The 13770-nt window shown below is 44.8% G+C and carries 9 protein-coding genes; 4 read left to right on the top strand and 5 right to left on the bottom strand.

Going from position 1 to position 13770, the window contains the following annotated elements; translation table 11 throughout:
• Positions 1–66: 66 nt before the first annotated feature.
• Positions 67–4557 carry a translocation/assembly module TamB domain-containing protein gene (locus D0C36_RS16315; RefSeq protein WP_117392661.1) on the bottom strand — a complete coding sequence of 1497 codons (4491 nt, stop codon included), beginning with the start codon at positions 4555–4557 and terminating at the stop codon, positions 67–69.
• 239 nt (positions 4558–4796) lie between these two features.
• Between D0C36_RS16315 and tsaD the strand changes: the two genes are divergently transcribed.
• Together tsaD and D0C36_RS24565 are read left to right on the top strand one after the other, a co-directional pair.
• Positions 4797–5798 carry a tRNA (adenosine(37)-N6)-threonylcarbamoyltransferase complex transferase subunit TsaD gene (tsaD, locus tag D0C36_RS16320; protein WP_117392662.1) on the top strand — a complete coding sequence of 334 codons (1002 nt, stop codon included), beginning with the start codon at positions 4797–4799 and terminating at the stop codon, positions 5796–5798.
• Positions 5799–5902: 104 nt separating this feature from the next.
• Entirely contained in the window at positions 5903–6073 is a 171-nt protein-coding gene (locus D0C36_RS24565; RefSeq protein ID WP_158557133.1) for a hypothetical protein, read from the top strand.
• Positions 6074–6578: 505 nt separating this feature from the next.
• Here the strand turns inward: D0C36_RS24565 and D0C36_RS16325 are convergent.
• Positions 6579–7763, bottom strand: a complete 1185-nt coding sequence (locus tag D0C36_RS16325; RefSeq protein ID WP_117392663.1) for a heparan-alpha-glucosaminide N-acetyltransferase domain-containing protein — start codon at positions 7761–7763, stop codon at positions 6579–6581.
• A gap of 79 nt (positions 7764–7842) precedes the next feature.
• Positions 7843–8898: a 4-hydroxythreonine-4-phosphate dehydrogenase PdxA gene (gene pdxA / locus D0C36_RS16330; protein WP_117392664.1), complete on the bottom strand. Its 1056-nt coding sequence runs from the start codon at positions 8896–8898 to the stop codon at positions 7843–7845.
• A gap of 155 nt (positions 8899–9053) precedes the next feature.
• Between pdxA and rsmA the strand changes: the two genes are divergently transcribed.
• Positions 9054–9833 (top strand): 16S rRNA (adenine(1518)-N(6)/adenine(1519)-N(6))-dimethyltransferase RsmA, encoded by a 780-nt coding sequence (gene rsmA, locus D0C36_RS16335; protein WP_117392665.1) that lies wholly within the window; start codon positions 9054–9056, stop codon positions 9831–9833.
• 8 nt (positions 9834–9841) lie between these two features.
• A complete protein-coding gene (locus D0C36_RS16340; RefSeq protein ID WP_117392666.1) occupies positions 9842–10141 on the top strand; it encodes a hypothetical protein in 300 nt (99 codons plus the stop codon).
• A 7-nt stretch (positions 10142–10148) separates the two neighbouring features.
• On the opposite strand, the gene D0C36_RS16345 is transcribed toward D0C36_RS16340, so the two are convergent.
• On the bottom strand, positions 10149–12824 hold the full coding sequence (locus D0C36_RS16345; protein ID WP_117392667.1) for a response regulator: 2676 nt from the start codon (positions 12822–12824) through the stop codon (positions 10149–10151).
• A 160-nt stretch (positions 12825–12984) separates the two neighbouring features.
• Entirely contained in the window at positions 12985–13704 is a 720-nt protein-coding gene (locus D0C36_RS16350; protein ID WP_233524500.1) for an EcsC family protein, read from the bottom strand.
• Positions 13705–13770: the final 66 nt, after the last annotated feature.

A 13770-nucleotide genomic window follows, 5' to 3' on the forward strand; every position in this document is an offset into this window, starting at 1 on the left:
GCAAAGTTTAATACTTTCCTAAAGCCATTTATGTGTTTGCCGGGTTCTGTTTAAAAACCTTGCTAATTAATCTTCGCTATCCTCGCCATCATCATTGTTGTTATCGTCTGATGGCTTGCTTGGTGTTGGGCTTGTAGTGGTAGTTGATGGTACCGGGGCCGGGTTAACCGGTTGCTGGTTGCGGCGGCTTTGCCTGAATATGTTACGGAAGAACTCCCCGAAAGTATCAAAATCCCTCTGGTAAATTAAACCAACACCGTTTACATACTGTGGTAGCAACTGATCGTTGATGGTATTCAGCGTAGTGTTGTTGAGCGCGCGGTACGAGTATTTACCACGTAGGTTACCATCCTTACGTATCAGGTATTGTATCTCAAAGTCTTTGGTCAACTGTCGGAAATCGGTATTAAAGAAGCTTTGGCGGGTGTTAAACAAGTCGTTTGAGCCCGATGTAGAGTACAAGTTACCATTCAGCAATAACCTGTCATTCCACAACCTGAAGGTGGCACTCGCGTCAGTAAATGAGCGTATGTTCAAGTCAAAGTTTTTGATGTTTGACTGTGATATAAAGCTGTTAAGTTTATTAAAGGCAAACTCGCTTACAGCCTGTTGGGCTGTACCAAACACCTGGTCGCTTAGGTTACTACCCGTGCCCGATGCAAAACTGCGGCGTACAATAACACTAAGCGCCTGCTGGCTGCGGTTAGCATTATCAGACAGGTAAGTAGCTAAATCGTCTTTTATAGATGGGTCTACCGGGAAGGTAAAGTCAAAATCAATGCTCGGTTGCAACAGTGTTTTGGTCAATATCAGCTCGGCTTGTACTAAAACCTGCTTGTTACCGTATGGCGGCTGAAAGCCCGCTGCAGAGTACAAAGGCCCAATAGCCGTACGCACCTCATATATGGCCCGTAAGTTTATCTCGGCATTTGATGGGTTACCGGTCCAGTGAATGGTACCGCCCTGGTTAACTGTAAAGTTTTTGCTGATGAAATCCTTAGCCGTAAACTCAAACTTACCCGTTGTGATAAGGAAATCGCCAAACATCTCAAAGTCGCCAAGGCTATTGATGTTCAGCTTTAAGTTACGTGCCTGCCCCGAGCCTTCTAATACGCCGTAATCCGTTGAAATTCGCACCACGGTACTCTCATCTACTGTAAGGTCAAAGTTCAGTGTAACGCCATTAAAAGGGTTAGATTTTGGTCCCGACTTCTGCAGCGTGTCAGCATGGTTTACGTAGCGGATAAAATCGTACTCGCTGGCCGTCATCGAGGTGTTCAATGGGATGTTGAATATTGTGCCCGCCTCAGTACTGGCCTTGATATCTATCTGCATATTATCAACCGGCCCCGTAAATTTGAATGTGCCGGTACCATAGGCGGTTCCGTAATAAAGGTGATTATCCTTAAAGGTGGTGTTAAGGGCCTGCAGATTGGTTGCTTCTAAAGTAACATCAAGCGTTGGGTTTGATATGTTATTCAAATCCACCTTGCCATTTACCTCGCCTTTGCCGCCGCGGCTATCCTTCAGTACCATTTTATCAATGGTGATCAAACTATTGGTTACCGATACTTTATCGCTGATAGTGTATGGCGTTTTAAGGTAATTAACCGTAAGGCCGGTGTTGTTAAGTGTTATATCACCATTAAGTTGTGGCTTTGATGGCGGGCCGGTCATCTTCACATCGGCAGAGAGCGAACCCTTGATGTCTGATACGAGGTTCTTAATAAACGGCTCAAAAATAATGGCCTCGGTATGGTCCATCTTAATATCAAAATCAAGCGCATCTTCTGCCCCTTTCTGGCCTATCAGGTAAGCGCCATCCACGTTCATGGTTTCTTTACCATTATTGGTAATGTTCACCTTCACGTTGGCGCGGCTGTTCTCATTATCAAGATCAGAGTTGATCTTTACATCGCCCACCAAAGTTTTGTTCATGGTAAGCGAATCTATCCCCAGTTTGGCATCCACGCCCGGTTGCTTGGTAAGGCCGCTCAGCATTACATCACCGTTTAAGGCCCCTTTCAGCATCACGCCCGATGGTTTGGTGAGCTGGTTAAGCGTGGCCATGCTAAACTGTTCAAAGGTCACCTTCAGCTTGTCAGCAGGGTTATCAGAGATGAAGCCATTAATGAGTACCTTCTGGTTCCCGTTTGATAGCTCAAAGTTCTCCACCTTGGTTTTGCCATCAAGCAAGCGTATGCGTACCTGTTCCTCAATTTTCCAGTTCTGGTGCTCCAGTATAACATCAGATGGCAGCAGGCTCAGTTTGGCCGTTGTATCACGCCCAAAGGCTACCAAGCCGTAAAGGTCTAACTGGTTAATGGCGTTTTTATCAGATAACTTAACGTTGAAGTTAAGGCTATCTTTTTTGAGGAAGTTGGTAACCGTAATGTTTTTGATGTACAAGCTATCCGTCAAATCCACCCGGTTCAACGAAAGGTTGAGGCCCAGGAAATCATCGGTAGTGCTCTCATCAATAATAAAATCATGGAAAACTATTTTGCCCAGTTTTATGGTTTTGATGTACCCGTTAAGCGTTGCCGTTTTATCGTTAGAGTTGAACTTCCCTACAAACGTGCCCTGGTCCGGTATCTGCAGGTTAGGCATAAACATGGCCGTAACCGGTTCCATGTTTTTAAGTGTGAGGTTAAAATCAAAGTTCTGCGGCTTGGGCGGCACTATATCCGTTTTTAATGATGGGATATATTTTTTGGCGATAGTTTTATAATATGACGGAAGCGTGGCCAGGTCATAGCTACCTTTAATACTGCCATCGGCAATGTCAGATTTTAACGAAATCACCCTTTCATCACCCTTGCCTTTTGCCGATAGGTTTAGCGTATCAACCACATAGCTGTTTCGCGGATCATTCACCCGTATTTTGGTAAGCAGGATGCTACCATCCAGATTATCCAGGTTATTGCCCGAGAAATCGGTATTCAGTTGCGTAGTGAATGTGATGGTATCTTTCAGCAGCTTTAGCTGGTGCAGACGCGCATTGGTGATGTTCCCTGCAATATTGTAAACCGGCAGTTTAGGGTTAAGGTTGATGTTGCCTGTAAGGTTAAACTTAATGTTACGGTCATTAATAGCTACACGGCCGTTAGCCACTTTTTTTATAAAAGTGCCGCTGGTTACCAGGTTGGTATAGCTGTAACCTTTAAACTGTACATAAGCCACTTTGGCGTCTCCGCGGATGTTGAGATTTTTTATCTCGTCGCCACTACCGGCTATGTTGCCGGTAAATGATGTGCGGCCCAGGTCATTATTATCTATTAAAGCACCCGCATCAAAATTACTGGCCGTTAGTTTACCACTGTAGCTTGGTATACCGGCTTTGTTTATCTTGAGGTTAATGTCAGGATCTAAGCGGCCAAGCTTGGTTTTAAACGTGCCAAAGGCCACAAAATCATTCTGCAAACCGGTAAACCTGCCCGTAAAGTTCACGTTGCCAAACTTGCCCACAATATCCGGCACCTTTGCCGTTGGCTTGCCGGTAAAATGGCTGTACAGGTAATCGAGGTCTTTTTTGTTGGTGGCTATCTGATCGAAACGTAGTTGCAGGAAGGTGTTGTCCCAATCCGGCAATCCCGTAAGGTGAAAATCGCCTTTGATGAAGGTAGCCTGCGCGGCGGTAATGGTTAAACCCGTAGCCCGCAGGTTATTCACCAACCCACGGATGCGGCCATCCAGGCCCAACTCAAATGTGGTTTTAACACGCGTAAGTGCATCCGTAAAATAGCTGATATCTTTTGATGACAGATGCGAGGTATGGAACTCTGCATCCATGTTCACCTTGTTCTCAAAATCGTCAAGGTCATCAAACGATTTAAACCTCATGCGGAAGTAGTTCTTCACGTTTGAGTTAGCCGTTTGGATGTGCAGGTTTTGCAGCAACACCTGGTTGGTATCTATCGTAGCATTAGAGTTGAAATTTTTGAGATAAAAGCCGCTTTTTTCCTTCAAAGTCATGCCGGCAACACGTGCTTTAAACAGGTGGTTCACCAGGTCCATATTGTACACCGTGGTGGTAAAATGGCTTACATCAATATCATTGAAATTAACACCCTTTACAAAATCGTTACGCAGGTAGTTTTTGTACCTGAAATGGAAGTTGTAGATGCTGATCTTCTCAAAGTTGAGCGTCCAGGGCTGGCTCTTGGTTTTGGTGGTATCGCCGGAACTGAAATAATCTATAACGAATTTGAGGTTGGTGGTGCTGTCTTTTAACTTCTTCAGATAAAAAGCGCCGTTATCCAACTGGATAGATTTAAAATCTAATTTCTTTTTCTTGATGCTGTTGAAGATGGAGAAGCCGCTCAGCTCAACAGAAAGCTTTGGCGTGCTCAGCAAAGTATCCTGTTGCTTATCCAGTATGTAAAGGCCCTCTAACACTACCGATGAGAACGGTTTTATGTACAGGCTCTTGATATCAACCTTGGTATTAAGCTCTTTAGACAGGTATTTGGTAGCTTTTTTTGCCGCCCAGGTTTGCACAGGCTTATACTGAAACGAGATGAGCACGATGCTTACCAGCAGCAGTATTACCAGCACGATGCCTAACGCTATTTTGAGTACTTTTTTAATAACTTTGCAGTTTAAATAATATCCTGAATTATTGAATTATCGATTGACTGAATAACGTATATCGCTATACATAGTTTAAGTTTGAAAGTTTTAAATAATCAATAATTCAAAATTCAGTAATTCAATAAATAGAATTTATAATCTATGTCGAAAACTGAACGTCGATACTTTTGACTTTCAACTTTTGACTTTCAACTTTATAACACGTGCCTGCAATATTAGCTATAGAATCTTCGTGCGATGAAACCTCGGCTTCTGTTTGTGTTGACGGTGCAATACTAAGTAATGTTATTGCAAATCAGACCATTCATGAAGCTTACGGTGGTGTTGTCCCCGAGCTTGCCTCGAGGGTGCATCAGCAAAACATTGTTCCTGCGGTGCAGCAAGCATTATTAAACGCAAAAGTAAGCAAAAATGATATTGATGCGGTAGCTTTTACGCGCGGCCCCGGCCTTTTAGGTTCATTATTGGTAGGCGTATCATTTGCAAAGGCTTTTGCTTTGGCTAAACAGATACCACTTATTGAGGTCAACCACATGCAGGCGCATATCCTGGCGCATTTTATTGCCGAGAAGAAACCATCGTTCCCTTTCATTTGCTTAACCGTATCGGGCGGCCATACCCAGATAGTTTTGGTAAAGGACTATTTTGATATGGAAGTGATAGGCCAAACGCTTGATGATGCGGCCGGCGAAGCGATGGATAAAACCAGCAAGATACTGGGCCTGCCTTATCCCGGCGGACCGCTTATTGACAAGAACGCCCGCAACGGTAACCCCGATGCGTATAAATTTCCAGAGCCGCAGATACCGGGCTTTGATTTCAGCTTTAGCGGATTGAAAACTTCTATCCTGTATTTCATAAGGGATAATGTAGCCGCTAACCCGAACTTCATCCAGGAGAACATGAATGATATCTGTGCCTCGGTAGAGAAACGTATTGCCACCATCCTGATAAACAAGCTGAAAAAAGCAGCCGACGAACACGGGATAAAGGACGTAGCTTTGGCGGGTGGGGTATCTGCCAATACCGGCCTGCGCAACCTGCTTACTGAAACGGGCGAAAAGAACGGCTGGAATGTTTTTATCCCCAAGTTTGAATACTGTACAGATAACGCGGCAATGATTGCCATTGCAGGTTACCACAAATATTTAAAAGGCGAATTTATTGGGCAAGATGTTGCCCCGCTGGCAAGGATGCCATTTTAATGAGTGAATTATTGAATGAGTGATTTAGTGAATGAATTTACACACCGCTCATCAATAAATTGCTCTATTCACTAATTCAATAACTCACTCATTCACTAATTGTAATGAACATTCCTTCTCTTATTTTCTGGATAATATTTGTAGTGCCGCTGGTGGCTTTTTTGGTATGGGTAATGCGCCAGGATAAACGCAGAGGTAAAACCGGCCTTGTAGTTCTGATAGTTACCGTTGTGGTTTGTATCGCTTACATGTACTGGAAAACCGGCGGTAAGTAAGAATCTCTCCCCAAACCCCCACTCCGAAGGAGAGGGACTTAAGCTGCTTTTTTGAAGTCTCCCCGCCAGCTGGCGGGGGAGATTATTCACGATATTATTGTTATGGGTGTTCACGAATGCTCCGCAATTTAGAGGAGGCTTCTTCGCTGTTGCTCAAAATGACAGCTATTTATCACTGACAAAATCTCGTCAGTCTCATGTGTCTGATTATTAGTTATTTGAAAACTGCTGATTAAATATTGTCAGTCGGATGTTGTTGATAATCAGGTGTTCACCAATGTTCACGATGTTCATGCGCGTGAACGTGAACACTTGCAGTTATTTCACGAAACATTCCTCTGGAATGTAATTGACATCACTAAATTGAGCTACCCACGAGTTGTTCCGCCTGAACAAGCCCTGCAGCGTCATCTCGTAGGGATGTTTTGTCGGTAGAGTTAGAGCCGTTGCTTATTTCGTTCCGTAGGAACGTTTTGTGTTAATAAATTCTGCAAGACTTTAAGCGCTATATCTTCAGCCTCACGTTTATTTTCTGCAGCAATCCCGTTAGCCATACGATCACGAAGGAGAATATTAAACAACGTATCAGCCCACCCGTGCCCTGATCCAAGTATTCCGGGTAGCCGAGGTCTGTCATCTGATAGATAGGGTAGAAGAGGTAAGGTAGCAGGTAAGCCGTAAAAGTGCTGGTACCCGCCGGTTCAATGATCTTAAACCAATGGTACTTGTGCCTAAAATCTACAATGTAGATAAAGATGGCATACACCACCAAGCTTATCCCCGTACATATCAAAACCCATGAAGGGGTATCGCGGGCTTTGGAGATACCGCCGCTAAAGTAACGTACAATAAAGCCGAGGTTGAATAAGATGATAGCCATCATGATCATGGCGGCCCAAAGCATTTTTATCTCGTTGTTTTTGCTGAGGCGCATATACAACACCGATACAAACACCCCGGCCATAGTAAAGGCTTGCATGGCGCCATTACCGGCTATCCACATATATTTTTGCAGTCCGCTTAAAAAATCGAGCATCCCAAAGTGGAAATCGATATTAAAGAACATGAAGAACAGCCAGGCTGCCGCCTGTATCCACAGGTAGCCGTTGCTATAATAGTAAATAAGCCCGCATACCAGGTATGACCAGCCTATGAGCCCCAGAATACCCCACCACGTAAGGTGCAGCCATGGGTGGGCGGGATCGGTACTGCGGTAAACGATACACATGGCAATTAACAGCGCCCAGCCAAATCCCTGGAAAATGTAGCGCCGCAACTTTGAGGTATTCTTTTGGTAATCTAAAAAGATGAAAAAGAAACTGAACGTGGCTAAACTATCCCAAACCGGCTTGGGTAAAAGGGTTGCAGTTTCATTGTAGGTTTCGCTGTTGGCATGAAAAAAGCCGATAAATATCAGCGCCAGCGAACGGGTAATGATCCGCGAAGGCACATGCGCTTCTGAATTATGCAGCCGTTTGGCGAAGGCATACGGGATCGATAGCCCTACAATAAAGAGGAAGGCAGGAAAGATGGTGTCGGCAAGTCCTAAAGCGTCGTCGCTTATTGCAGCATGTTTAAGCCATTCTGGGGTATTGGGCACGCCGTCAAGATCATTCACAAAGATCATCAGGAACATGGTAACCGCACGAAACGCATCAATAGACCTGATGCGGTTTATTAAATTACTCATTAAACAGGCAAATGTATTTCAGAGATATTTGTTTTAAATAAACGGTAACAAATTTAAAACAGTATCTGCTTAGGTACTATTAATCCCTGTCGCGGCTTAGTTTACTAAACAGCAAAGGGTTTTCATTAAGTTCGGCAGTTTCGCGCCTGTGCTTAATAACGTGTATGGCCGTAAACAGCGCCTCGCGGAACGATACTTCTGATGCCATGTTCTTGCCGGCAATATCATAAGCCGTACCATGATCTGGCGAGGTGCGCACAAAGCTTAAGCCTGCGGTATAATTAACACCGGTTTCAAAAGCTATCTGTTTAAACGGAATAAGGCCCTGGTCATGGTACATGGCCAGTACGGCATCAAATTGCAGGTAAGTGCCGTTTGCAAAAAAGCCGTCAGCAGCGTAAGGGCCAAAGGCCAAAACATCATGCGTGCGGGCTTCTTCAATGGCAGGGATAATAGTTTCCTGCTCTTCGGTACCTATCAGGCCGTTGTCGCCGGCGTGGGGATTAAGACCCAATACGGCAATTTTTGGTTTGCGGATCCAGAAATCATCTTTCAGGCTCGCATTCATCACTTGTAATTTCTTAACAATTTTTTCAGTAGTGATGCTCTGTGCAATTTTAGTAACCGGGATATGGCCGGTAACTACACCTACACGCAGCGAGTCGCTCACCAAAAACATCAACGATTCGTCTTTGCTATCGCGATGCTGTAAATATTCGGTATGGCCGGGGAAGGCGAAATCTTCACTCTGGATATTGTCTTTATTGATAGGCGCGGTAACCAAACCATCAATATGGCCGCTCAGCAGGTCATCCGTAGCGCGTTGCAGCGAGGTGAAGGCATATTTACCGCCATCTTTGGTAGACTGGCCCATCTCAATGCGTACATCCTCTTCCCAGCAATTGATCATGTTGGGTTTGCGGCTTTGTGCATCAAGGGCGCTATCCACCACAGTAAAGTTAAACTCGTTTAAGTGCGTGGCTTTACGGTGGAACGATGCCACTTTGGTATGCCCGTAAACTATGGGTGTACAGTAATCGTAAATGCGTGAGTCGGAAAGGGTTTTGATGATAATCTCAAGCCCGATGCCGTTAATGTCTCCTATGCTGATGCCTATTTTAGGTTTGTCGCTCATTGTTCGTTGTCCGGTTTTACTGCTGGTGGGCAGTATAATTCGCTTTGGTATTTAGGCGCTTAGCTTTTTACCAAAAATGCAAATTAAAAGATTTTCAACTTATTATTCCTGATAAAAGCACAATATGCCGTAATTTGTGTGATTAATTTTAGCAAATGACCTTAGTACGGGCAAAAAAACATCTCGGGCAGCACTTCCTCACTGATAAAAACATCGCTTCAAAAATTGTTGAGAGCTTAAGGCCTGCTAATGGCTACAAGCAAGTGCTTGAGGTTGGCCCCGGCATGGGCATCCTATCCGATTTCTTGCTGCAGAAACCCGACTATGAGGTTTTTCTGATCGATATCGATACCGAATCATACAACTTTCTGCAAAAGAAATACCCGCAATTAGGCAACAGGCTCATCAATGCCGATTTTTTGGAGCTTGATTTTAAAGCCAACTTTGATGAGAAAATGGCCGTGATAGGTAACTTCCCTTACAACATATCTTCCCAAATACTTTTTAAGATCCTGGATAACCGCGATCAGGTGGTTGAAGTGGTAGGTATGTTCCAGAAAGAAGTAGCCGAGCGCTGTAATGCAAAGGCGGGTAGCAAAGAGTACGGCATCCTGAGCGTTTTCCTACAGGCTTATTACAAGGTTGAATATTTGTTCACCGTAAAAGCAGGCGTGTTCAACCCACCGCCCAAAGTGCTATCAGCAGTTATTCGCTTAACCCGCAACGAAACAGCCGCATTAAACTGCGACGAAAAACTTTTCTGGCAGGTAGTAAAAGCCGGTTTCAACCAGCGCCGCAAAACGCTGCGCAATGCGGTATCGTCGCTTATCAACAAAGAGAAAATGGCAGATAACGCCACCCTGGACCTGCGCGCAGAGCGCTTAACCGTTGATGACTTTGTGAAACTGACTAATGAGATAGCGGCAGCGAGATAGCCAACTTTATGGATCAGATAGAGCAACTGATAGCCGATAATTTTAAAGTCAAAAGGAGCGACCTTCAAAACATCCAATTAATAGGTTCATTTTATTTCTCAGATGAATTATTTGATGAAATGTCTGCTTTTCTCTCAGCAGAAAAAATCGAAAAATTAAGAGACTCTAAGGATAAAATCGGTTTAGATGCCCTTGATAGCATATTCATCTATAAGTTGACTCTTTCAGGCAAAGATATTTTTGCCGTAGTTTATGATCACTATGAACTTTACCTGCCCACATTTATTTGGGAAACCTTTGAAGCTTAATATAATTTTAGCCACTAACTTCCACATCTATTTTCGCCAAGGCTGATAGCAACTCATCCAGTTGTATCGGTTTAGATAAATAACCCGTCATGCCGGCTTGTAAACAGGCATCTTTATCTTCCTGCATGGCATTGGCTGTAACGGCAATGATCACCGGCTGCTCAATTGGCAAGCCGCGGATAATGCGCGTAGCTTCCAGTCCGCCCATCTCGGGCATTTGTACATCCATCAGTATCACATCAAAAGAGTTATGTTCCATCAAGGCCAGTACCTCAATGCCGTTTGCAGCTATCTGTGGTTCGTAACCCAGTTTGTTCAATATCCTTACTATCAGCTTTTGGTTGATGAGGTTATCTTCAGCAACCAAAATATCCATAGGGTGCAGCGCTGCAAAATCGGGCGTTAGCAAACTGGCGCGGGCCTGTGGCTCGCTCACCTGTTTTATGTTTTGCTGCAGGCTCGCCAAAATGGTTTTGCCCAGCACCTGCTGTTTTACGGGCTTGGTTAATATGGCCGAGAACAGATCAGGGTATTTGGTCTTGGTTTCGTCGCCTATCGAGCTCAGCAGTATTACCGGTATCTGCGGATGTTTGGCATGTAAAATAGTAGCCAGCTGCACACCGTCCATATCCGGCATTTGCATATCGCTAATGATAAGGTCAAATGGCCGTTGGTCAACAAAAATTAAAGCCTCGGCGGCAGATGAAGCCATCACGGGTGCGAGTCGCCATTGCTCTAACTGTACCTGCAATATTTTGCGGTTGGTTGGGTTATCATCAACCACCAAAACGGTTTTGCCTTCTTGCCCGGCCATGCTCAATGGCACCTGCGTGCGCACCGCCTCGCGACTTGGCTCTACTTTAATGGTAAACATAAAGGTTGTACCTGCGCCGGGTTCGCTGCTTACGCCAATACTGCCGCCTAATAAAGTAACCAAGCGCTCGCAAATGGCAAGGCCCAAACCCGTACCACCGTATTTGCGCGTAGTTGATGAATCAACCTGAGAGAAAGCCTCAAACAAATGCTGCACCTTATCCGCAGGGATACCTATGCCCGTATCGCGAATTTCGAAGCCTAATACATGGCTGCCATCAGAACAAGTATCGGCAAGGACGATCTTCATAAATACTTCGCCGGCATGGGTAAATTTAACTGCGTTGCTCACCAGGTTAATCAGGATCTGCTTCAGGCGCATGCTATCGGCTACCAGGTTGGCTGGTATCTGCTCGTCTATTTCATAAATGAGGTCGATATTGGCTACCGCCGCTTTGCCGGCAAAAATATCCATCACCTCTTCTACACACTGGCGAAGGTTAAACGGATGCGGATCAAGATCCAATTTGCCCGATTCTATCTTTGAAAAATCGAGGATATCATTAATAACGTTCAGTAGCGTCGAGCCACTTGTTTGGATGGTTTCTACATACTCCAGTTGCTCATCATCTAACCGGGTATCATGCAATAGCGAGGCCATGCCCAAAACACCATTCATAGGCGTGCGGATCTCGTGACTCATGGTAGCAAGGAAAACGCTTTTGGCCAGGTTGGCTTTCTCGGCCTCTTCGCGGGCCTGGTGTTCCTGCTCCTGTTGCTGGCGCAATTCCTCATTAAGTGAATATAACTCTTCTGATTGTGCCTTCAGTTCCTCGGCCTGTGCCTGCATGTCTTCGTTCATTTGCTGCAGCTCGCTGGTTTTTTCGTGCAGGTTATTAATGTGGCTGCGAAGCGTGGTCTTCAACAGATCAAAGTCGGTATAAAGTTGCTCAGTTTCCATACTGTTTGGCTTTATACCACTTTGCTGCAAAGGTTGGGGGATATTCTGAAAGTCGGAATTGATAAAATCGGCCATGCGCTGGTTTAACTCCTTCAGGTCTCGGGTAAAGTAGCGCGAGAAAATGATGGTGAGTACCACCACCGCAATAAGTGATAATGCCGACAGCCCGATAAGCAACCAGCTGAATTTTTTGTTTAATGCAACAATGGTACCCTCTACCATTTTATCGGTAACGGCATAGCGGCTCTCAAAACGTTTAATGGCTTGTTGTATATCGGGAACCACGCCTGATGTTTTTAATAAGCCAAGCTGCTCGGTATAATCAACCAATTGTACAAAGTACTTGCGGTAATTGGTGAGTGCATCATAAGTAGCAGTGCCACGCGGCATCAGGGCTATCAATGAGTCGGCTTGTTTAACGAAAAGGCTCGAGTAAGTTCCCTGCCCGCGCAGCATGTAATCCTTCTCGTGGCGCCGCAGTTGCAGGATGTTTGGTTTAGATATATTGCCGTAGTTCTCCAGCCAATGGGCATATTTACGCATCCTGCCCTCAAGGCCGTAATCCATAAAGCCTTTTTTAAAATAGAGCGATTTTAATGAAAAGCCTAAACCGATGGTTTGGTTATTCAGCGCAATGAGGCTGTCTATTTCGCTATGCGTATCCAGGTTATTTTCTTCTGCTTTTATCTTCAAATTTGCCAGGCGTTTTACAATATCGCGCTGCAGCAATAGGAACATATCGGCGTTTTTCTGGCGGCCGTTATCATAAAAGTGTTCTTCATGGAAACCTGACAGCATAAAACGCTGCAGGTTATCTGTACTTTCGAGATAGCTGATCTGTATATGCGAAAGGTCGTCAGATATGGCAGTTAACTGGCTCTGTTTATGATCAATAAGCAGGTAAGCCATCAGCCATACGGCGATGATAAATATAAAGGAAGAAAAGCTTAGAAGGAGCCTCGCCTTAAATAACTTTAGAAGGGGAATTTGAAAAATGCGCACATCGCATCTTACGGAAACATTATGGCTTAGGTTGTTACGCCAATGTTAAGTTTTAAAATAGTGGATGTCAGTCTATTTTGATCACCATTTTGGGGTTGGGATATTGTTCTTTTACCTTATCGGCCATACGTTTTACAAAAAGGTAATTTGCCGTGCCGCCAATGGCTGCGCCGATAACCGGAACCAACCGTTCGGCAGTGCGAACACCAAAGGTTAAGAATAGCCTTTCTGCAACACCTTCCATCATAGTTTTGCTAACTGCTATACCCGCTTCAATTTTAAAAGAGGTTGCCACCAACTGCATAAACTCATCAAAACCTACCCGGTAGCTACCACGATTATAATACATCACGGCCATGGTAACGCGGAATTGCTGGGTTATCAAATTCACAAAATCAACAGGCATGCCTATTAACATGGTGAACAAGCCGCCTGTGCCGGCAACCGCACCTGTACCCGCGGCCATCAACGCGCATTGGTTAATAAATTTATCAAGCCCCATGGTATCAACACCGCGTTTAACACTCAACTGGTCTATCCGGTCAAAAATACTTCTGAAACCACCTTCTGATAATTTCATGGTAAACTGTTTGATATTCTTGCGCGCGTTTTTAAATGGGATGATGTTCATAGGCTTTTGGTAATGCCATTTACGTGCCAGTTTTTTGTGGCCGGGTTTGGTCGCTCGCACAAATTGACTCACCCCGACATCTCCGCCATTCGGCGGATCGTCGACCCTGTCTTCGCTGTGCGAAAAGAGGGTTAGGGAAAATCTATTTCTTTTCAACCCTCTTTGCTGCTTGCAGCATAGAGGGTGGTCCAGCGTAGCGGAGACCGGGTGAGTTAATATGCA

Origin of the sequence: Mucilaginibacter conchicola, from assembly GCF_003432115.1 — a bacterium.
Taxonomy (GTDB): domain Bacteria; phylum Bacteroidota; class Bacteroidia; order Sphingobacteriales; family Sphingobacteriaceae; genus Mucilaginibacter; species Mucilaginibacter conchicola.